24 protein-coding genes and 1 pseudogene are annotated in these 20,841 nt (G+C 52.9%); 11 read left to right on the forward strand and 14 right to left on the reverse strand.

Features of this window, described 5'->3' with window-relative positions; all coding sequences use genetic code 11:
• Positions 1 to 228 precede the first annotated feature (228 nt).
• The 5 genes and pseudogenes from WC903_05885 to WC903_05905 all read right to left on the reverse strand — a co-directional run bounded on the left by WC903_05885 (position 229) and on the right by WC903_05905 (position 5,466).
• Positions 229 to 792: a DUF2914 domain-containing protein gene (locus WC903_05885; GenBank protein MFA5893465.1), complete on the reverse strand. Its 564-nt coding sequence runs from the start codon at positions 790 to 792 to the stop codon at positions 229 to 231.
• A gap of 1 nt (position 793) precedes the next feature.
• Entirely contained in the window at positions 794 to 1,408 is a 615-nt protein-coding gene (locus WC903_05890) for a fumarylacetoacetate hydrolase family protein (protein ID MFA5893466.1), read from the reverse strand.
• A 59-nt stretch (positions 1,409 to 1,467) separates the two neighbouring features.
• Positions 1,468 to 2,271 (reverse strand): annotated as a pseudogene (gene mutM, locus WC903_05895) (DNA-formamidopyrimidine glycosylase).
• 130 nt (positions 2,272 to 2,401) lie between these two features.
• Positions 2,402 to 3,442 carry an AI-2E family transporter gene (locus WC903_05900; protein MFA5893467.1) on the reverse strand — a complete coding sequence of 347 codons (1,041 nt, stop codon included), beginning with the start codon at positions 3,440 to 3,442 and terminating at the stop codon, positions 2,402 to 2,404.
• A 17-nt stretch (positions 3,443 to 3,459) separates the two neighbouring features.
• Complete coding sequence (locus WC903_05905; GenBank protein MFA5893468.1) at positions 3,460 to 5,466, reverse strand: APC family permease; 2,007 nt, start codon at positions 5,464 to 5,466, stop codon at positions 3,460 to 3,462.
• A 68-nt stretch (positions 5,467 to 5,534) separates the two neighbouring features.
• Between WC903_05905 and WC903_05910 the strand changes: the two genes are divergently transcribed.
• Together WC903_05910 and WC903_05915 are read left to right on the forward strand one after the other, a co-directional pair.
• Positions 5,535 to 6,848 (forward strand): TrkH family potassium uptake protein, encoded by a 1,314-nt coding sequence (locus WC903_05910; GenBank protein ID MFA5893469.1) that lies wholly within the window; start codon positions 5,535 to 5,537, stop codon positions 6,846 to 6,848.
• On the forward strand, positions 6,845 to 7,510 hold the full coding sequence (locus WC903_05915) for a TrkA family potassium uptake protein (protein MFA5893470.1): 666 nt from the start codon (positions 6,845 to 6,847) through the stop codon (positions 7,508 to 7,510). Before WC903_05910 ends, WC903_05915 begins: the two co-directional genes overlap by 4 nt.
• Here the strand turns inward: WC903_05915 and WC903_05920 are convergent.
• The 4 genes from WC903_05920 to WC903_05935 are packed head-to-tail and all read right to left on the reverse strand — an operon-like array spanning position 7,507 to position 10,191.
• The gene (locus WC903_05920; GenBank protein MFA5893471.1) at positions 7,507 to 8,172 is read right to left on the reverse strand and encodes a zinc ribbon domain-containing protein; all 666 of its coding nucleotides are present in this window, start codon (positions 8,170 to 8,172) and stop codon (positions 7,507 to 7,509) included. The genes WC903_05915 and WC903_05920 overlap by 4 nt on opposite strands.
• A 2-nt stretch (positions 8,173 to 8,174) precedes the next feature.
• Positions 8,175 to 8,507 carry a hypothetical protein gene (locus tag WC903_05925; GenBank protein MFA5893472.1) on the reverse strand — a complete coding sequence of 111 codons (333 nt, stop codon included), beginning with the start codon at positions 8,505 to 8,507 and terminating at the stop codon, positions 8,175 to 8,177.
• On the reverse strand, positions 8,507 to 9,676 hold the full coding sequence (locus tag WC903_05930) for a hypothetical protein (GenBank protein MFA5893473.1): 1,170 nt from the start codon (positions 9,674 to 9,676) through the stop codon (positions 8,507 to 8,509). Before WC903_05930 ends, WC903_05925 begins: the two co-directional genes overlap by 1 nt.
• 8 nt (positions 9,677 to 9,684) lie before the next feature.
• On the reverse strand, positions 9,685 to 10,191 hold the full coding sequence (locus WC903_05935; protein ID MFA5893474.1) for an outer membrane beta-barrel protein: 507 nt from the start codon (positions 10,189 to 10,191) through the stop codon (positions 9,685 to 9,687).
• Positions 10,192 to 10,237: 46 nt separating this feature from the next.
• On the opposite strand from WC903_05935, the gene WC903_05940 reads away from it, so the two are divergent.
• The 4 genes from WC903_05940 (at position 10,238) to pabB (ending at position 13,573) form a co-directional block, all read left to right on the forward strand.
• Positions 10,238 to 10,888, forward strand: coding sequence for an HAD-IA family hydrolase (locus tag WC903_05940; GenBank protein ID MFA5893475.1), 651 nt, complete (start codon positions 10,238 to 10,240; stop codon positions 10,886 to 10,888).
• Complete coding sequence (locus WC903_05945) at positions 10,888 to 11,475, forward strand: MBL fold metallo-hydrolase (protein ID MFA5893476.1); 588 nt, start codon at positions 10,888 to 10,890, stop codon at positions 11,473 to 11,475. The genes WC903_05940 and WC903_05945 overlap by 1 nt, the downstream gene beginning before the upstream one ends.
• A 17-nt stretch (positions 11,476 to 11,492) precedes the next feature.
• Entirely contained in the window at positions 11,493 to 12,413 is a 921-nt protein-coding gene (locus WC903_05950; GenBank protein MFA5893477.1) for a DUF475 domain-containing protein, read from the forward strand.
• Between the two features lie 62 nt (positions 12,414 to 12,475).
• A complete protein-coding gene (gene pabB / locus WC903_05955; protein ID MFA5893478.1) occupies positions 12,476 to 13,573 on the forward strand; it encodes an aminodeoxychorismate synthase component I in 1,098 nt (365 codons plus the stop codon).
• Here pabB and WC903_05960 read toward each other — a convergent pair.
• The gene (locus WC903_05960; protein MFA5893479.1) at positions 13,570 to 15,258 is read right to left on the reverse strand and encodes an ROK family protein; all 1,689 of its coding nucleotides are present in this window, start codon (positions 15,256 to 15,258) and stop codon (positions 13,570 to 13,572) included. The genes pabB and WC903_05960 overlap by 4 nt on opposite strands.
• Positions 15,259 to 15,758: 500 nt before the next feature.
• Here WC903_05960 and WC903_05965 point away from each other — a divergent pair, with 500 nt between their 5' ends.
• From WC903_05965 to WC903_05975, 3 genes are all read left to right on the forward strand, one after another.
• Positions 15,759 to 16,376 (forward strand): hypothetical protein, encoded by a 618-nt coding sequence (locus WC903_05965; GenBank protein MFA5893480.1) that lies wholly within the window; start codon positions 15,759 to 15,761, stop codon positions 16,374 to 16,376.
• A 62-nt stretch (positions 16,377 to 16,438) separates the two neighbouring features.
• On the forward strand, positions 16,439 to 16,624 hold the full coding sequence (locus WC903_05970; GenBank protein ID MFA5893481.1) for a hypothetical protein: 186 nt from the start codon (positions 16,439 to 16,441) through the stop codon (positions 16,622 to 16,624).
• 63 nt (positions 16,625 to 16,687) lie between these two features.
• Positions 16,688 to 17,248, forward strand: coding sequence for a hypothetical protein (locus WC903_05975; GenBank protein ID MFA5893482.1), 561 nt, complete (start codon positions 16,688 to 16,690; stop codon positions 17,246 to 17,248).
• Positions 17,249 to 17,300: 52 nt separating this feature from the next.
• Here WC903_05975 and WC903_05980 read toward each other — a convergent pair whose 3' ends face one another.
• Complete coding sequence (locus tag WC903_05980; protein MFA5893483.1) at positions 17,301 to 17,834, reverse strand: SUMF1/EgtB/PvdO family nonheme iron enzyme; 534 nt, start codon at positions 17,832 to 17,834, stop codon at positions 17,301 to 17,303.
• Positions 17,835 to 18,010: 176 nt separating this feature from the next.
• On the opposite strand from WC903_05980, the gene WC903_05985 reads away from it, so the two are divergent.
• Positions 18,011 to 18,748 carry a hypothetical protein gene (locus tag WC903_05985; GenBank protein MFA5893484.1) on the forward strand — a complete coding sequence of 246 codons (738 nt, stop codon included), beginning with the start codon at positions 18,011 to 18,013 and terminating at the stop codon, positions 18,746 to 18,748.
• A gap of 23 nt (positions 18,749 to 18,771) precedes the next feature.
• Here WC903_05985 and WC903_05990 read toward each other — a convergent pair whose 3' ends face one another.
• From WC903_05990 to WC903_06000, 3 genes are all read right to left on the reverse strand, one after another.
• Entirely contained in the window at positions 18,772 to 19,461 is a 690-nt protein-coding gene (locus WC903_05990) for a GSU2403 family nucleotidyltransferase fold protein (GenBank protein ID MFA5893485.1), read from the reverse strand.
• Positions 19,458 to 19,763: a hypothetical protein gene (locus WC903_05995; GenBank protein MFA5893486.1), complete on the reverse strand. Its 306-nt coding sequence runs from the start codon at positions 19,761 to 19,763 to the stop codon at positions 19,458 to 19,460. The genes WC903_05990 and WC903_05995 overlap by 4 nt, the downstream gene beginning before the upstream one ends.
• A gap of 329 nt (positions 19,764 to 20,092) precedes the next feature.
• Entirely contained in the window at positions 20,093 to 20,605 is a 513-nt protein-coding gene (locus WC903_06000) for a hypothetical protein (GenBank protein MFA5893487.1), read from the reverse strand.
• Here WC903_06000 and WC903_06005 point away from each other — a divergent pair.
• Positions 20,604 to 20,825 (forward strand): hypothetical protein, encoded by a 222-nt coding sequence (locus WC903_06005; protein ID MFA5893488.1) that lies wholly within the window; start codon positions 20,604 to 20,606, stop codon positions 20,823 to 20,825. The two genes, WC903_06000 and WC903_06005, sit on opposite strands and share 2 nt — an antisense overlap.
• Positions 20,826 to 20,841: the final 16 nt, after the last annotated feature.

Here is a 20,841-nt window from a genome sequence, read left to right on the forward strand (position 1 = left end):
TTGGCGCAAGTTTTCCGGTCATTTGGACGATTAATATAATGAAATGACTTCAACCAGCGGTATCAGTTCGTCTTATCAGCCTAAATTTATCTTTTATGAGCTCCGGCCAGATCAGGACTCAAGATATGCCGCTAACAAATTTGGCGCGGAAAATATTGATCCTACCGCCGATTCAGCCCAACCTGGCGATATGGTTGTGTTCAACACGGAAACGCTTACCCTCTCCGCTTAGTCAACGGCGAAACCGCGCCGGCCGGCGATATTCCCCACCCCATCCCTGACCTGCACTTCCCAGTGTCCTTTTCTTGCCCCGGCCAAATTAACATAGCTATAGGTATTTGAGGGGGAGCGCGACATAGCCAGGTTGATCTCCGCCGCCACTTGACCGGAAGGGCCAACCCAAACATGCTTGAAGGCCATGGGCACAGTGGCCGTCGCCTGGCGGCTGAAACAGTAAACCGTCGAATTTTCGGCCAGGGAGATTTCAACCAGATCATCGACCGGCTGGTTATTTTCATCGACGCCGCTCGCCACCACCAATCGCTCCACCTTGATCGAGCCGGCCGCGGCCAGTATTGGCCCGACTTGATCGGCCGGCTGGGCAGCGGCTTTGACCGCCAAAAGAGTGGTCGTGGGAGCAGCCGGAGCGGACGTGGTCAGGTGCTCGAACCATTGTCCGGCAGCGTAATAGAGCGACCAGACCAAGATGATCGCCACAATGACGAGCACCATCAGTCCAATATTGAACCAGCGCGGCTCGGGCTTTCTGGCGTAACCGGTAAATTGGGTCATTTTAACCACCAACCACCATATTGCTCAAACTGCCGATACCAGCGATCTCAACCTTGACCTCATCGCCGACCCGCATCGGCCCCACCCCGGGCGGCGTTCCGGTCAGGATAACATCTCCCGGCTCGAGCGTCATTATCCGGGAGATAAAAGCGACAAGATAATTCACTTTGAAGATCATGTTAGCCGTATTGGACGATTGCTTCAACTGGCCGTTTAGATAAACTTTGATCGCCAGGTTGTCCGGATCGAGCCCGGCGACGACCTCCGGCCCGAGCGGGCAAAAAGTATCGAACGATTTCGCTCTCGTCCACTGGCCGTCCAGTTTTTGCAGATCACGGGCGGTGACGTCATTGGCGCAGCAGAAACCAAGAATATGTTGGGACGCGTCAGACTCGCTGATATTTTTGACCCGGTCCTTGATGACGACCCCTAGCTCCCCCTCGTAGTGCAGTTCCCCGGTCATCTCCGGATAGACGATCTTATCATTATTATATATAACAGCGGTCGGCGGCTTGAGGAAGATAACCGGCTCCTTGGGCAGGTCCATTTTCAATTCCTCCGCGTGGTCCTTATAATTCAACCCGACACAGATAATTTTAGATGGTTTTAATTTCATTTTTGGCACTCCGGACAGTATGACGAGGTCCGGCCGCCCAGCTTCAGGCGCTTGACCTCGCCGCCGCACTTCAGGCAATTTTTACCATATCGGCCGTAAACTTTCAACTTTTTAGTATAAGCTCCCGCTTCACCCAGGGCGTTGACATAATCGCTGAACGACGTCCCTTCGTATTTTATGGCTTCGGTCAGTATCTTTTTTATCCCCTGATACAACAGTTTGATCTCGCCCTCTTTCAGGCTTTTGACCGGCCGGTCGGGCCGCACCCGGGCGAAGAAGCAGACTTCGTCACTATAGATGTTGCCCAGGCCGACGATATTTTGCGGGTCCATCAAAAAGACCTTGATCTTATTGTTGGGCTTTTTCTTCAATCTCTCTTTGAAGACGTTGAGCGTAAAACCGGCATCTAAAGGTTCGGGGCCCAGTTTCATGGCCTCGAGCTTTTCTTTTAACTCCCCGCTCCGGTAAAGGCGCACCCAGCCGAACTTGCGGACATCGTTAAAATAAAGATGCGAGCCGTCGGTGAAAGTGAAAGTCGCGTGGGTAAAGCGGTTGGGATCTTTTTCAAAGCCCTCTTTGATCGGGTGGCCGCCGACCACTTTTTTCTTTTGGCCGCTGTAGACCAGCTGGCCGGTCAGCTTGAGATGGAACCAGAGCCGCCAGTCGTCCGTGAGGTCGATGATCAGCATTTTGGCCCGGCGCTCGATCGCTTTGATCCGCAGGCCAGCAACTATTTTTTTATATGCCGGCAGCGGCCGGTTGATCATCTTTCTCCAGTCGGAATCAAAGCCGGCGATCTTTTTGCCGATGATGGTTTTGGCCAGGCCCCTTTTGATCGTTTCTACTTCCGGGAGTTCAGGCATGATGAAAGACCCAATGACTAATGTCTAATGAACTAATGACTAATTGTGGTTCGCTTCGCATTATGCATTTAATAAACATTATGTTTGGCGTTCCTTCATTCGGCATTCGTCATTAGTCATTCGTCATTATCTAAAGGCTTTCTTTGTAGATCTCGATGACCAGGTCGAAAATGGTCAGGATGAGCGGGCCGATCAGGATGCCGGCGATGCCGAACAACTGGATGCCGCCAAGGATCCCGAAGAGGATGATCAGCGGGTGGATCTTGGCGTTGTCGCCGACGATCTTCGGCTTCAGGAAGTTATCGATCAAGCTGATGACAAAAGTACCGTATAATAAAAGTGTAACGGCCCGCCAGTATTCCCCGGTCGTCGTCCCGACGATCGCCAAATAGGCAACGATCGGCACCCAGACGATCGCCGCCCCCAGCAAGGGAATGATCGAGATGATGGCGGTCAGGAAACCCCAGAGGACAGGATTGGGGACCCCCAGGAGGAAAAAACCTAGCCAGGCCAGGATCCCCTGGATGATGCCAACGACGATCTGCCCCATGATCATGCCGCGGCTCAAGTCATCGAACCGGTTCAGGATCTGGCGGTAACGCCCCTCGGCCAGGGGGACGATCTCGCCAAAGAACTTATAGAGGTCCTTGCCGTGAGCGAGGAAATAGTAGATCGAGAAGATCGTGATGAAAATGTTCAGGACAACGCTCGGGACGCCGCGCAGCAAGCTCTGCAATATACCGATCAGCTGGCCGGCCAGGTCGGTCGCCACCTCCTTGAACTGCGGCAGGTAACCCGACCATTGGGTAATGAACGGCGGCAGGTGCGACACGTTCATTTGCGGGTTTTGCAAAAAATTCTGCAGGAAAATATAACCGTCCCGCACCTCCTGGGTCAGGATCAGGCTGACGATCACGGTTGGGATCAAGACGATCAGGATGATCAGGCCGCAAGTTAAGAGCGAGGCGATCTTCTTGGCCGGCAGGCGGGCGGGAACCAGCGGCAATAATTTAATGTAGACCGGATAAAAGACGTAAGAGAGCGCGGCCGCCGAAAGGATGGCAATGATAAATGGCCGGATGATCAGATAAGAGAGGAGCAACAGGATAACCACAAAAACTATTCCGGCCGTGCGGCGGTAGCTCTCCAAGCGTTCTTGTTCTTTTGTCATACGGGAATTATAGCAGATTAAAGCTTTGGTGTAAGCTCGACCGGCAGGACGTAAAGGCTGACCCCCATCTTATATAACTGGCGCTGGACAGCGAACAAAGTATGGTTGTGCAGAAAGCGCGAGAGGAGCGAGCGGCGCGGGAAGTTGATCTGCCCGCCGAAGAAGGTCGCGTTCGGATAGCGCTCCAGGATCTGCGGCACCAGTTTTTCGATCTGTTCGCCGGTATCGATGCCAAAGATCGCCTCCCCTTCGGCATGGTAGCCGTGGCGCCGCATTAAATTAACGTAACGGCCCAGCTCGTACTTCACTTTTTTCTCGACCCGGTCGAGCTCTTCGGTCCCTTTGAACGCCCCGGCATCGATCAGACCAACCTGGACAAAGACAAAGTTATGGAAATCATCCAGGAAAGACGGAAAAATGTGAAAGAGCGTTTTCAATCCGACCGCCGTGTAATCCTTGACAAAGACGACCGCTGTTTTATTCCGCGCGTTGAACGGCTCGTCTTTGCGGTTACGCACTGGGATCTCGCGCACCGGCTGGGTCGCCTCGACCTCTTCGACCAGTTTTTCCATTTTCTTGATCTGCCGGTCTGTCCCCTCGTAACTTCTTTTAATAATGAACATCAGCCCGACCAGCGTCCCGGTGATCAACAGGGTGATCCAGCCTCCCTCGAAGAATTTGACCACCACGACTGAAACCAGGATAAAACCGGTCAAAAGGAGACCGATCCCGTTGATCGCCAGTTTAGACCGCCATTTCATGACCGTCTTCCGCTCCGACCACCAGTGCTTGACCATCCCCGACTGGGAAAGACAAAAAGTAATGAAAACATTAATACTATAAAGAACGACCAGGTAGCCGACCGACCCGTTGGTCACGACCATCAGGACCAGGGCCCCTATCCCCATGATCAAAATACCGTTGAGGGAGACCAGCCGGTCGGAAAGGAGCGCGAACCGTTTTGGCACCCAGCGGTCGGCCGCCATATTGGCCAGGACCCTCGGACCGTCAATAAATCCGGCCTGGGCGGCGACAAAAAGGATCGCCGCCTCCGAGACCAGGGTAACCATAATAAAAACGACCCCAAATATCCCCCAATTGCCGGCGACCCGCTCAAAGAGGACCGCGTTGATCGTTTTACCGGCCACCGGCTCGATCTGATAAAGAGCATAAGCGAACATCAAGCCCAGGACGACCGACGCCAGTGAGATCACCATGTACTTCATCGTCTTCTTGGCCGTTTGCACCTTAGGTTCTTTCAGGATCGGTAAACCGTTACTGACCGCTTCAATGCCGGTATAGGTCCCCGCTCCCATACTGTAGGCGCGCAGCAACAGAAAGATCATCCCTAGGAAACCGAGCTCGGAGCTGGAACTGCGCACGTCGACCGCCGTCGCCCGGGCGACTTCCGGCAGATTAAGTAGGTGGGTGACCAGGGCATAGATAATGACGAAAGCGTGGGTCAAAACAAAGAGCATGAAGATCGGCATCAGCACCATGACCGACTCCTTGACCCCGCGCAGGTTAAGGATGATCAAGACGACCAGCGCGGCCAGGGCAACCGGGACCTTCCAGACCAGCCAATCAGGCGGGAGGAGACTGAAGAGCGCGTCGGCGCCGCTGGCGATCGAGAGGGTGATCGTCAGGATATAATCGATCAGCAGGGCGCAGCCGGAGATCATGCCGATCGCCGGGGAGAGAAGTTTGCTGGCGACGATATACCCGCCCCCGCCAGTCGGAAAAAGCTCGACGATCTGGGAATAGCTTTCCGCGATGATAAAGATGGTCAGGGCGGTCGCCAGGGCGACCAGTAGTCCAAGAAAGTGGTGTTTGCCGAGCGTGATAAAAGCTTCCGACGGGCCGTAGCAGGAAGATGAAAGACCATCCGCGCCCAGCCCAACCCAGGCAAAAAAGGCGATCAGGGAGAGGTGCTGAAAAACGGAACGGTCCAGCGGGTTACGCGCTTCGCCGATAAATATATTCTTCAATCTTCCCGGCAGGGAAGGCTGCTTAGCGGGTATCATGGCTGTTCAAGGCAAACATCATAGCACAAGTTGATTTCAGCGTAAAATAGTTATAAGATACCGCAATCATGTTCAAGATCAGGCCGAGTTTGATCATCGTTATCAGCTTTTTGCTGGTCATTCTGACCGGCGCCATCCTCCTTTCTCTGCCGCTCGCTTCCTCGCAAGGGACAACGACCAATTTCCTGGACGCTTACTTCACGGCCAATTCCGCCACCTGCGTGACTGGACTGGTCACGCTCGACACCGGGACCCATTTTTCACTCTTCGGCAAGATCATTTTGATCCTCCTGATGCAGATCGGCGGCCTCGGTTACATGACCTTTTCGACCTTCATGGTCCTCGTCTTCCGCCACAAACTGTTCATCTCCCAGAAGCTCGTTATCCAGGAAGCGCTCAACGTCTATTCCAGCCGCGACGTCATCAATGTCCTGCGGCGGATCTTTGGCATCGTCTTTTTCTTTGAGGGGGTCGGCGCCCTGATCCTCGCCCTCCGCTGGTGGCCGGAGTTCGGCTTACCCAAAGCGATCTTCTGGGGAGTCTTTCACTCGGTCTCGGCCTTTAACAATGCCGGTTTCGCCCTGCCGGCTAAATTTGCCAATCTTATCCCTTACGCCACCGATTGGGTCATCAACCTGACAGTTACCACCCTGATCATTTTCGGCGGGCTCGGCTTTATCGTCATTGCCGATATCCTCCAGCACAAACGCTTTTCCCTCCACTCCAAAGTGGTCATCTTCACCACCCTCTGCCTGCTCATCGGCGGAACGATCTTTATCTTCGCCCTGGAACATAACAACCCCAAAACGATCGGGGGAATGAGCCTCCCCCACCAGGCGCTTGCCTCATATTTCCAGGCGGTCACCCCGCGGACCGCCGGCTTCAACACTATCGATTACGGCAAGATCGTCCCGGCCACCGCCCTCTTCTCGATGTTCCTGATGTTCATCGGGGCAAGCCCCGGCGGCACCGGCGGCGGCGTCAAGACCACGACCTTCGCCCTCATCATCATGACGATCGGCGCCACCCTGCGCGGGGCCAAAAACACCATCATGTTCGACCGGCGCGTGCCGGCCGAAACGGTCCGCCGCGCCTTTGCCATCACCTCCCTCGCCCTGGCCCTCGTCGCGATCGCCGTCTTCGCCCTGAACCAATCGGAAACATTTGGCCTGACCGAGGTCGCCTTTGAGACTTTTTCCGCTTTCGGCACCGTCGGGCTCTCCATGGGGATCACCCCCTTCTTGAGTTCTCTCGGAAAAATCATCATAATAACCGTCATGTTCATCGGGCGGGTCGGCCCGCTGACCCTGATGCTCGCCCTGGCCATGGAACAAAAAGAACCAAAGATCGAAGTTCCGAAGGAGGGAATATCAATCGGATGAAAAAACAATTTGCGGTGCTAGGGATCGGTCGTTTCGGCAGTAAGATCGCCCGGGAGTTATTTTACAAAGGGCAGGAAGTCGTGGCTATAGATAAAGACGAGAAGGTGATCGACGACATCAAGGACGAGGTGACCCACGCCTATGTCGGCGACATTACCGATTCGGACGCGCTGAAAGAGGCCGGCGTAGCCGACTGCGACACGGTCATCATCGCCGAATCCTCGAACATGGAGAGCAATATCATCGCCGCCCAGATCTGCAAGGAGCTGGGGGTCGCCCAGGTGATCTGCAAAGCGCAGAACACCCTGCACGGCAAGATCCTAGGAAAACTAAGCGTCGACCAGATCGTCTACCCGGAACAGGACACCGCCATCAAGCTGGTCAATAAGCTGACCAGCCAGGGGGTGCTGGACTATTTTGATATCGGGGAGAATCTAACTATAGTCGGGGCCAAAGCACAGACCGAATGGGTCGGCCGGAAACTCTCCGACCTTGACCTGCGCAACAAGTTCAACATCACGGTCCTGGCGCTCCGGCGCGGCGGGGAGAATATCGTTATCCCGGCTTGGAGCACGGTCATAGAAAAAGAGGATACGATCGTCTTCTTCGGCCGCGAGGATTCGCTCAAGAAGATGAACCTCGACATCACCCACCGGACCTAGGCCAGGCGGTCACCGCATTCGCCGCAGAACCGGGTCCCGGCCGGACTTTCCGCGCCGCATTTGGCGCACTTGACCAGGCCGAGCGGCGAGCCGCAATTGGCGCAAAACTTCCCCTCACCCGCCGGCTTGCCGCATTTGGGGCAGAGAGTCTGCTTGCTCTTGATCTCTCCCTTGAAAACGGTCGTCGCGTCGGCGGCCGCTTCGATATCCTTGACCATCTTCTTCGCCTTGGCCGCGGCAACCTCGATCGCCTGGCGCGGGGCATCGTCTACGCAGAGCCCTTCCTGCTCGTTCCAGTCAGTCGGACAGACCCATTTCTTGCACTTGGGGCAGCGGTGGAAATGCTCTTTGGCCTCGTTTTGCGCCCGCTCGAAAGCTTCGTCGTGCTCCTTCTGCCATTCCGGCGACATCCCGTTGAACCGCTGGGTCAACAAGTCCGCGCCGCGCTCGATGTTGGAACCGATATTGTATTTCCCCATCATCGACGCCGCCATCGAAACCCCAGCCGCCAGCCCTTTGAAGAAACCAGCTTTCTTGGCAGTCTTTGATTCCACAAATTTAGTCTTATACCCTTCCCGGCAAAGATCGCAGTAAAAGGTGAACTGGAAGCCGGCCTCGGTCGAATTGTCCTGCATGTTATCGGTAAAAGATTGGAGCGCCATCGTTATTTACCTCCCTGGAGCGGTTGCCCGCATTTCACGCAATTGTCGCCGAGCGGCGGTTGTTCCGTCCGGCATTTCGCGCAGACCACGGTCAACCGGGCGCCGCATTTATCACAGTAGTCACCAAAGAAAGTCGGCTGGGCGCATTTCGGGCAGGCCGTTTCCAGCTTCAGTCCGCATCCTTCGCAGTTTTTCCAGTTTGGCTTGACCGGGTTGAGGCATTTCGGGCAGCGGGGAGAACCGGCCGGATTGACCTTGCCGCAGAGCGGGCAGACCTTGGCGTCGGACGAGACCAATTCGTGGCAGTAGCGACAGGGGACTTTATAACCAACCATCAGGAACCCTCCTTCTTGGTTTCGATCTGGAGCAATTCTACCACACTATTTTTCCATTGTTCCGCGTCGGAGTGGATGGCGCGGCCGAGAAAGCGCTCGCGCAACAATTTTAAGCCCGGCAAACGGGCGACCGAGAACTTATAGCGCTGGTACTGCGGCTCCTCCAGCTTTTCGGCCGGCAGATAGACCGGTTCGCGGCGGAAATTTATTTCGCAAAGCGCCCGGTTAAACTGCGGCAGGTCATCCGTTCCGGTCAGGCGAAAAAAGTAGGTCGCCCGCCCCTCGGCTTCCCCCTCTTCAGGGGCCAAAGAGACCGCTTCCAAAGCAACCGCCCTTTGCTTAGGCAAAGGGATCAGCGCCCAGAGGTAGTCGGCCTCGCCGCCGCCACCCAGTCCGCGCTTGAGGCCGAAGAGGACCTTTTCCCGGTCCGCCAGGGAGAAGAGATACTTGATATCCCCTTTATCCACGGCGGCGGTCAAACGCTGTTCTAAAACGGACCAGAGTCCGGGTGCTAATTTTTCCACGTCGCTCTTCGCGGCCGCCCGACCCTCGCGGAAATATTCCGCCAGCTTTAAGGTCGTTTCGGTACTCAAGCCGGGTGACAACGCTTTGAGGAGGGCCTGCGCCCGCAGGCTAAGTTCAGCCAGGGCGGTTTGCAGTTCGCGGGAGAAAGGTTCGAGCCAGCTTCCCATCAGTGCAAAAACATACTGTTGGCTAGCCGTCTTGACGGTCAAACGGTAGTCGGCCTGGCTATTGGCAATAATATCCGCCAGCGGAACGCGGATCAGCTCCGCTTTATCGGGCATGATGACCAGGGCGGTCTCGTAGAGCCGGAGCTCGCACGGCACGCCGGCCAGGTCCGCCTTGACGTCGCCCAGCCTGATCTTTTCCTTGATCAACAGATCCTGGATGATGAGCTCGTTCCGCTGTTTTGCCAAGGAACGGAGGAAGTCTTCGTAGTCATGGCCGAGCTGGTCCAAAGCGAGCTTTTCGCCGGAAAACATGACGAGGGAAACACGATAGCCGGCGCCGGAGAGTTCGATAATATCGCGCAGGCCGAAATAAAGAGCGCTCCCCTTCGCCGGCAGGAGCGACAATCCCTGCTCATCCAGAGTGAGCCGGCATTCGCCGCGCTCCCCTTTAAATTCGTAACTCCCCTTAAAGCCCACTCGGCAGTTTAGAAGCTAAGGCTCTGGCTGACCGAGCCGGTCGCGTAAGCGTTATAGGATGAAGTCGTTATATTCGTATGGTTCAGATCGGGCATCATGACCCGATATTCCACGCCGGCCGAGAAACCGTTCAATTCAAACTTGATACCGGCTTCACCCTGGCCGCCGGAAGTTTGGGTCGAAGCGCCGCCAACCGTGGTCGTATTGTAGCTGACCCCGGCCCCAACATAAGGGCGGATCAGCCCGGCGATCGTCTGGCTATATATCAAGTCGACGGAGACCGGCATATAGGTAACATCGATCCCGCTCGCCTTGTAGGTAGTCGTCTCCACCATCCCCCGGAGCGCCAGGTTTGGAGTAATGGCATAATCAGCCGACGCGCCCAGCATGACCGAAGCGCTGTCGGCGCCGGAACCGTTATACATACCGGCCCGGCCTGATAAATTTATTGTACCGGCCAGAACAGGGGCCACCGTTAAACAAACCAGGGACAAAACAAGCGCAAACTTTTTCATAGGAGCACCTCCGGATAAATAATACCATATGATATACTTGATTGCGATGAAAAAAATCCCCATCGACCTGATATTTTTCGATCTCGACGGGACACTGACCGACTCGATCCCGCCGGCGATCACCGCTATTCAGAAGATGATGCGCGAGCTCGGTTATCCGGCCAAATCCGCCGCCGAGATCCACCGTTTCGTCGGTTTCGGCGAGTTCCCGCTGATCACCGGTTCGATCGGCACTGAAGAGCCGGAGAAAGTTTCTGCCGCTATGCGCCTTTACGAAAAATATTACCAGGAAGAGGGACTGCTCCAAGTCCCGCTCTACCCTCACGTCAAGGAGATGCTCGAACACTTTAAAAGCAAAACGAAAGTGATCATTTCTAACAAAAAAAGCTCTTTCATCCACATCCTCCTCCGGAACCTCCGGATCGATCATTATTTCAAAGAGGTCCTCGGCGGCGACAATTCCCCCTGTCTCAAGCCCGACCCGTGTGCCATCCTGGAGCTGTTGAAAAAATACGGCGTTCCCAAAGAACGAGCGGTCCTCATCGGCGACATGACGGTCGATATCGAGACCGGCCGGAACGCCGGCATCCAGACTTGCGGCGTCACTTATGGTTTTGACGGGCCAGAAAAGCTGGCCGCGACCAAACCGGACCTCCTGCTCGACGATCTAATGAAGCTGACGGGGTCGATCGAATAATGAAGATCACTACGCTCAAAGTCGGCTCGATCCGGACCAACTGTTATATCGTAGAAGATGAAGCGACGAAAAAAGCTCTGGTCATCGATGCCGGGGCGGAGCCGGAGCGGATCCTTGGCTTGCTCCAGAAAAACGGGTTAAAGCTCGAGTTGATCATCGCCACTCACGGCCACTTTGACCACCTGGAGGGGGTTCGCCGGCTCAAGGAAAAAACCGGCGCCCGTTTCCTGATGCACCAGGCCGATCTGTTCGGCTTGAAAACGACCGACGCCCCCCAACCGGACGGCTTCCTGGCTGATTCAAATACTTTTGAAGTTGGAGGTTTGAGGTTTGAAGTTCTTCACACGCCTGGCCACAGCCCCGGAGGGATCAGCCTGTATAATGAAAAAGAGCAAGTCCTGTTCAGCGGCGATACTTTATTCCAGGGGACCTACGGCCGGGTCGACCTCCCCTTTTCGGATGAAGGAAAAATGATCAATTCGCTCCAACGTCTGCTTAAATTACCTCCGGAAACGGTCGTCTACCCCGGCCACGGGAACGCCACGACGATCGGGGCCGAACGGAACGTAATTAAGACCGCCTGGTAATGTGATATAATTTCCTCATGAACCTATTTTCCGCCTTTTTAGTGATCGCCGGCCTTTGTTTATTTGAGATCATCTCGAGCATTGATAACGCCATTATCAACGCCGAGGTCCTGACGACGATGGGCCAAAAGGCGCGGCGCTGGTTCCTCTTCTGGGGGATCCTGTTCGCGGTTTTCGTGGTCCGCGGTTTTCTTCCCTGGCTGATCGTCTGGGCAGTCAATCCCGCGCTCGGCCCGCTCGGCGCGCTGACCGCCACTTTTTCCAACGACCCGTCGATCGTGGCAGCGGTGGAAAGCTCGGCCCCGATCCTGTTGGCCGGCGGCGGGATATTCCTGGTCTTTCTTTTCCTCCACTGGCTTTTTCTGGAGGACAAGAACTTTGGCCTCCCCAGGACGGAGAAGTTCTTCCTTCGCCAGGGGGTCTGGTTCTACGCGGTCGTCTCCGTCCTGCTGACGCTGGTCGCCTGGTTCGCGCTGCAGCGCGACGCGATGATGGCCTTCGGGGCGATCGTCGGCTCGTCGGCCTTTTTCATCACCCACGGCTTCAAGCAAAACGCCGAGGAGAACGAAAAGAAGCTGCTGGGCAGCGGTTTTTCGGACATCAGCAAGATCTTCTATCTGGAGATCATTGACGCCACTTTTTCGATCGACGGGGTGCTGGGGGCGTTCGCCTTCACGATGTCGATCCCGCTGATCCTGATCGGGAACGGCTTGGGCGCCATAGTCGTCCGCCAGTTAACGATCGGCGGCATCGGCCAGATCAAGAAATATCTTTATCTGAAAAACGGGGCAATGTACTCGGTCCTGGCGCTCGGAGTGATCATGCTGTCGCGCGCTTTCGGCGTCCACCTGCCGGAATGGCTCTCCCCGGCCATCACTTTCGGCGTGGTCGGCTTCTTCTTCTACAAATCACAGCTAAATTTGGCCAAAGAAGTATAGTATAATAATTCCGGTCATGACTTCAGTCCCGAGCTCACTCGGGACACCCAGACCTCACTATTATGTTAGTCCAGATAGATTTTGAGAAAAAGCCGCTGCTCTTCACCTCTCCGCTGGAGGTCATCACCTGCCGGGAGCCGGCCAAACTGGCCACAACTTTCACCGCCATGGAGAAAGCCTTGGCCGCGGGTTATTACCTGGCCGGCTTTATCTCCTACGAAGCCGGCTATGCCTTCGAAACGAAATTAAAAGATAAAGATCATTACGATTTCCCTCTGGTCCAGATGGGCGTTTATCACGCTCCGTCAACAAAGTCGTCAGTCGCTTGCCGCCTGCCCCGAGCGAAGTCGAGGGGTCTGTCGTCTGTCGTCTCGAATCCTACCCTCAACCTGACCCGGGAAGAATATTACGCCAACATCGGCCGGATCAAGCATTATCTCGAGATCGGCGATACTTATGAGATCACCTATTGCGTCAAGTTCCGTTTTGAGACGAACGACCAACCGTACGCGCTTTACTCCGAACTCCTCCGGAAGCAACCGGTCCCCTATCCAGCCTATATTGAGACCGACCGCTATAAGCTCCTTTCGCTCTCACCGGAACTATTTATGAAAAAAGAGGGGTCCTTCATCACCACCAAACCGATGAAAGGGACTTGGCCGAGGAGCCGCGATCCGTTCGGCGGGCTCCGCCTCCATTTCGACGGGAAGAACCGGGCGGAGAACGTGATGATCGCCGACCTTCTGCGCAACGACCTGGGGCGGATCGGCTCCAATGTCCGCGCCCCCAAACTTTTCGAGGTCAAACGCTACACGACACTTTACCAGATGACCTCAACGGTCACCGCCACTATCCCCACTGATATCCCGCTTTATCAACTCTTCAAGGCGCTCCACCCCTCCGGCTCGGTGACCGGCGCGCCGAAGATCCGCTCAATGGAGATCATCCGGGAGCTGGAGAACGAAGAGAGAAAAATATATACCGGCGCGATCGGCTATATTACGCCCAATAAAGACCTCTTTTTCAACGTCCCGATCCGGACGATCTTATTGGAAGGGGAACGCGGAGAAATGGGGGTAGGCGGAGGCATTGTCTGGGACTCGACTCCGGAAGGCGAGTTCGAGGAGTGCCGGATCAAGTCAAGATTCTTGATGGATTAAAATATTTGAGGCAAAAAATGCGCCGCCCCGATGTGGCCGGCTTCTTCCGCGCTTTCGGCAATGTATAAAAGATTTACGCTTATTCCCCGCTTTTTTAATTCCGCTTCCGCCGTCCTGATGATCATTTCCGCCGCCTCTCCCTCAATAATCGAACCCATCAAGGCTGCATTTTCTATATCGTAATAATTTAAAAGCTCAACGATCGAGGCCGCGGCATATCCGCCGATTTCCTGGTATATCTTTCGGGCATCTTCTCTCCCCTCGCTACTTGCGCCCGCCAACATTTCTTTTATTTTTACTGGCGCGCTATTTTCATCAAGCTGGTATTTTTGGAGCAAGCCATGCTTGCCGGCCAAATGCACGATCCCCCGAAATGACAAGTAATTTCCCATCCGTCCGCGATAATACGGATCCGCTTGCGCCTCATCGGTCATGTTGACCCTGACTTTATTGTAACCGTTAAAACCCGAGGGAACGGCTCCCGCCTGGTCCACATAACCGGCGCACAGGGTAGTTCCAAAACGCAGCGCTAAAAGGTTATTCTTTCTCAACTTTTTATGTAAATGCAAAGCCAGCAGGTTCCCATCATTATCGACCAGGCAGGGAATTCCATTGAATTCGGAAGAGATCAATTCCGGCAGCCTGCTCCAGGTATTCATGCTGTTGGGAGTAAAATCCCTGATCACTCCCAGCGGGATCTTTAGCGGCCTGCCGTCTTTAACCGAAGACGCGACAGAAACTCCAATCGCCTCAATCGAAACTTGACTAAGACCGACTACCCGCCTGGCATTTTCCAATATCCTGGCGATTAAACCGTCCGCATCGCTCCTCTCGCCGCTCTTTCCCCAAGTCCTCATTTCAAAGAATTTTCCTACCGGCTCGATTTCACCGGTTGAGCCAATTTTCATGATCGAGATCCTGGTCTTGGTCTGACCGATATTGATGCCCAAAACCGTCCCGGGCATTCTTATAACTGATTTTTCCCGGTCAGTGACAATGCTTCCCGCCGGATGAGTTTCGATAAAAGAAGAAACATCAAACAGCCCCATCATCTCCTTGATCGAATAACGCCCTAAACTATTACCGCCGTACTCGTTATATTCTTCGTCAAACCTCGCGGCAACCATTGGCGGCAGATCCCTAAAATCAGATTCTATTTTGATCCCGGCGGCGCCGAAACAGACGGCATAATTATTTATTACCGCGGCCAAATAACGCGAAACTATTCTTATGATTTCAGGAGGAGCGACTCTTGGGATTTGGATCATGAATTTCTTTTCGCTGCCGCCGCCGTTAAAGCTCACCTCTATTGAGCCAAATTGGTCCGGACGGGCCGCGGCAAAATCGGCGATTGCCACAAATGCGTCATGCCAATCGGCAATTATCGGCTTTTCGTTTAATTCCAGCATTTTCTGATTTGCCCGGCCAACTGCGGCTGGTCCGGCAGCATCAATTGTTCGCGGGCTTTCTGCCATCACCGGTACGCCTTCATCCAGCAAACGGGCAATGCTCTCTGCCTTTTCGCCGCCGAAGAATGCCAGTATTTGCCCGACTTTCATCCCGCCATCGTGGCTCAATTTGACGATCGTTTTTAGAATCTTTACGATTTCGAGTTCTTCGCAGTTATTAAACAATGTGCGCATGATGTAAAGTCCGGTCTGCTCGAAATGAGCTCTTTCAAGCATTCTGGAGGTATCTTCGGGATATCTTTCCGCGGCCGCCAAAACTATTGGCGCAACGTCTGACGGATAATGAAATGAAGCAAAAGATACTATGTCGTCAGCAACGAAAACGAATTCCCGTCCACGCCATCTTTTTTCGTGGAAATTTCCCAGGGAATGAAGAACCTCCGCCGCATACTCCGGCTGCCAACTGGTCAGCCGATGCGCCGCCCTAGAAACATAACTTAATCTTAAATAAGCGGCATCGTCTTTTATTTGCTTATTTAACGCGGCAACCTTAAGACAGCTCCTCAGATCAGCGGCTGGTCTTGTATTTTTCTCGCCCCAAAGAATATTTGCTCTCATAAATTAATCACTATGATATATCCCTAATTAACAGGGAAAATTTCATAGTTATTTTATTTAAGAAAACTGAAAAGCCATTGAGCTTGAAATATCTTGATTTTTTTACAATTGGCCCCCAGTCCCCTGAAATCCCCGCAATAATTCACGGATAATAGATCATGAAACCCAGCTCAATATCAGAGCCGGCCCCGGCAACGGGGAAACATTATAGATCGAGGATCACTCTGGCCGAACGAGCGCAGATTGCGGCGCAGGAGCGGACGATCGGTCTGGAGCAAGCGCGGGCGCACTGCAACTTAGCTCGGTTCGAGCTGGGCGGCAACCAATTTCAATTATTTCGCAGCGGAGGATTCAACGATCCGGAGCTTGTAGCGCTGGTCGTTTCACATCTAGGTTCTGTATTTAAAGGTTTTTCGATCGGACTTTTTTTTACGGACAACGATGGGACCACTTTTGTTCATGCCATGGTCGCGGCGGCCGGAGCTATCCATTCGTCAAGTCTTTATCAACCCGCCAAAACAGCACTCGAACTCTTCAAGCTCTGTTTCAATATTAAGGAGGGCCGCATGGAAATGAGCCATATAGAATCCAAGATACTGGGCAAAGGCGGCCAGGCTCTGATCGCGCTCTATAATATTGCCCGTGAGTATGGAGCCAAGATCATCAAATATGACGTCCGCGCAGCCAACCGGCCCGCCCAGTGTTTATATGCGAATCTGGGTTTCGGTACCCCCAATAGTTGGCGTAACCAATGGATCGTTAAGATCATCCCCTAGTCCCCAATCAAAATTACGAATGATGAATGCGGACTGCGGAATAATTCTGTTATAATACGTCCGTGAAAAAGCTCTCGATCTTTTTTAGCCTGATAACGCTACTTTTGATCACTCTCTACGGTTGTGGCCAAAATAGCCAACCCTCAACCGGTCCGATTTTCACCGACCCCGCGACTAAGATCGCCGAGCTTTCGACCCAGGACTTTACTATTAAGATCTTTTACGAGGCGGTGGCGCTGGAGCCGTAAAGTGGTATAATTACACACGAGCGGTTTTATAGGATCAGGAATTCGCATTACGGGGAGGAAAAAATGAAGATATTGAAATGGTTTCTGATCGTTGTCCTTATCGTCATCGCCGCCGTGCTCTCTTTTCTCTGGTACCTGGGAGTTTTCAGCACTTTAAAAGTCAGCGAGAGGGAAATGGGCCCCTTCACCATCGCTTATAAGCATTACGTCGGGGAATATAAGGACACCGGCAAGGTCTTCATGGAAGTCTCTAATGCGATGAAAGATCTCGGCCTGGAGGTTTCTAATAAATCGGACAGCCTCGGCATCTATTATGACAACCCGGCCACGGTGGCAAAAGACAAATTGAGAAGCGACTGCGGCATCGTCATTGCGGGCAAAGACCTGGCCAAAGCCCCGGCCCTGCTGAAAAAGGGCCTCAAAGTGATGACCATTGGGAAAAAGCCCTGCGTGGTGGCCGAATTCCCCATTCGAAACGTGATGTCATTCATGGTCGGCCCGGCCAAAGGCTATCCCGCGCTGGCTAAATACGCCGCGCAAAAAAATCATAAAGCAGGCCGGATGTACGAATTCTATGACATGAAGAATAATTTGATCCTCTTCACGCTGGAGATCGCCAGGTAAAAAAGGACGGGCCGGTAAAAAAATGCATGCCCGGCCGGAAAACGGCGGCAGATTAAGCTTTAATATTTTCAGCCAGGCGAAAAAAACGGCCGAGTGTTCTTTTATCCGCAAAATCGTAACCGTGACTATGATACACAAAGTCGCAGGAAGTCACAACATTCTGCTTTTTGCCGATCAAAGTTGACGTTAGTTCATACCCGCTCACTGATAATTGAGCACCCAAAATCTTATAGGTGTCATCCAATTCGGTCATGTTCAGCAGCCGAAATTCGCGGCCGGGCTCTCTATTCCGCCACCCGATATAAGCCATGGCATCCTCATAATTGATGCAATCCACGGAAGCACCGGCTTTGCCTCTTTTTACAAGAGAAATAAGTGGCCGCGCGTTGTCCCCCGTGATCTGATAGTCGGACTCTTTGACGAATTTACGGAATTGGCCGACCGTGACTTCGCCTCTCATGACCCTGTATTTTTTCCCCGGGATCTCGATCATTTCTTCGCAACGAGGGCCCCTGCTACCCCTAACCGGCCCAAGCCCGGCCAGCCGCTGCGCCGGCAATCTTACTCCTGATCTTTTTATTTCCATATATATCTTTCTCCTGTTCATATGTATATTGGAAAATAAATCGGGAGATTTCAGGCAATCTTAGCCAACCGAAAAGTCAGTCCCCTGAAATCCCCGCGATAATTCACGGATTAGTCCCCAGTCAAAATTACGAATGATGAATGCGGACGGCGGAATAATTCTGTTATAATACGTCCGTGAAAAAGCTTTCGATCTTTTTTAGTCTGATAACGCTACTTTTGATCACCCTCTACGGCTGTGGCCAACAGAATCAAAGCTCCACCGGCCCGATTTTCACCGACCCCGCGACCAAGCTCGCCGAACTGGCCAGCCAGGACTTTACTGTTAAGCTTTTTTACGAGGCGGTGGCGCTGGAGCCGAAGCTGAACCAGGCCGGGGTCCGGGCCAGCATCGGTTTCTGGTCGCGCTCGCCCAACCGGGACAATCTGGTCGTCCTCCTGAACACGATCAACGCTTACGTCTCAACCGAAACCTATCGGGCGATCTGGGATGAAGGGACGACAACCGCTACCGCCCAGCAGTATCCCTCTTACATCACCATGAACAAGGAATACTGGTATGAGCGCGCTTATCCGTTAAGCGACGGGACAGTTTCGATCGAAGGGGCCCACTACGCCGACCCGCATCCGGTCACGACGCTCGAGGCGGACCTGATCTGGGGAGCTTATTCCCAGCGCTACACCGACACAGCCAAACTGATCCGGCAGGCGACCGGCATTACGGTCGAATCGTGGTGTTTTGTTCAGGGTGCGCGGGCGCCAAGAATATTCTACGCTTTCGAATTGCCCGAATTAGTCTCGCTGGAAGCAACCGGGGATGTCTACGTCCATTTCGCTACGACTTATGAAGCCAGTTGGTTAAACGCGAGCCAGTGGATAACAGGGACAACGAATGCCCCGACGCCGGAGCCGTAGAATAGATGCTTACACTACTTAAATTACTTTCCTGTCGTTTGTAGTGTAAGAATTATTTCTTGCGCCTCTTTCTCACGCATAACCAAATGCGCCTTTGACCATTCCAGGGCCGCAATAATGGCCTTCTTCCAGGGTTTAGGCAATTCTTCATAGTAATCAATGATTAGTCGTTTGTCACTCGCCGTTAGCGCGAGTATCGCATGTTCAAGGTCTTTGCGTTTCTTATCTGTATTCTTTCTTCTGGCCGCGATTAACAGCTTGTGTAGTCCAAAACAAACCATATTCGGGACCAAAACATCAATGCTCTGTTCTTTTACCCATACCGGATTTTTAAAAAGGATATCAACAAATCGTAAAGGGATCGCCTTAATGCTTAGGTTCCTGACCTCTTTCGCCCCAACCTCTCCCCGACCCCTTTCCGGAGTCAAGAACTCTACTTTTAGATCTGTCCCCCACATATAGATCGAACCATCTGAATTAAACCCGGTTTTGAAACCCAATGGGGCCAACAACGCAGCAATATCAATTTTATTTTTGGCTTTATATGGGCTGGGGATAAGAAAATCAATATCTACAGTCCTAAAAGGATACGCTTTCACGCCAAAATGTTTCTGATAAAGAAGAAAACACCAGCTACCGATCAACTCGACACCCTCATCCCATAAGCCGTTTTCCTGAAATACTCGCAATATTTTATGAACAATGCCGATCATTTTTGCTTTTTTCTGCCTTTTGTTCTATTTAATATCTTGATCATTTCCTTTGTTTTTTTTAATTCCTTTATCAATTTCATCCTTTCGTTTATTTTCTCCTTTATTTCCTCCGGCTCATCCTTTCCCAGGTATTTGTGAACCACTTTCGGCCCTCTCCTGACTTGAAGATAATAATAATTCTTTCCGCCGATTTTCCTCTTCTTGACGCTCCCTTTAGGCAGGCGCCCTAAACGGGCGATGATCTTTTTCTCAGTCTGGAGATAATAATCCATGCTTTCCTTTAAGATATCTTTTAAAACCATCACACGCCTCCTTACACTACATTTGTAGATTATATCGGCTTTGTAGTGTAATAGCAAGCGGCTATTCAATCGGCTGCTTATTGCCCAACAAATATCAAAATATGGTATTTTGTTGGGCAACTAGCGTTAAGCGGTTTGCGTTTCGAATCGTGGTGTTTTGTCCAGGGTGCGCGGGCGCCAAGAATATTCTACGCTTTCGAATTGCCCGAATTAGTCTCGCTGGAAGCAACCGGGGATGTCTACGTCCATTTCGCTACGACTTATGAAGCCAGTTGGTTAAACGCGAGCCAGTGGATAACAGGGACAACGAATGTTCCGGCTCCGGAACCCTAGTTTCCGGCCCCCTGTCCCTGACCTCCTTCATTATAAATCACTTTTCGATTCCGATTATCCATGAACGAAACCGTAAACGGCGCGTTGAACTTGGTGCGATTGCCGGCTTTATCGGTCATGATAATGTGAAAATTAAACTTGCCGTCGGACAGGGTCGCGATCGTCCAAGCGACGTTGAGCTTCTTCCCTTTTTTGAGATTGGCGGCAGCTAAGACATCTCCGGTTAGACGCTGCCGGCCGTTCCCCATCCACGCCTCGACTTCGACGCTGACATCCTCGTCGGCGGAAAACGTCATGACCGGCAAATTAGTGGGGGTCATGACATTTTGAGGGGAAACGGTGGGCCGGAAGAGAAACCCGGGCGGTTTTTTATCAATAATTTTTTTCTTTAACTTCGTGTTTTTAACCGGTTGTTTGGCGATCTTTTTGACGGCGCCGGCTACCGGACCGGCTCCTGGCAGGAGCGAGAAGGAAAAAAGAACGATCACCAGGTAGATAATTGATCTCATGGGCCTAATTGTAGCCCTTTCTGTTGAGGGAGACAAGTCAAACCCCCAATCCTCGCCCCCAACCGGCTCAAAGCTCCTGACCCACGCCTCCAGCAATCCCGAAACCCTGGCGACCGGATACCCTTTAACGGTCCTAGCCGGCACAGCCTGGGCCTATCTCCTCCCAATCGTGATAATCGGCATTTTGTTGATGGTCACGTTTAAAGAGCACGGGAAATAGAAGGGAAAGTAGCCCT

The sequence above is a fragment of the Candidatus Margulisiibacteriota bacterium genome, from assembly GCA_041658645.1.
GTDB lineage: Bacteria > Margulisbacteria > WOR-1 > O2-12-FULL-45-9 > XYB2-FULL-48-7 > JBAZZV01.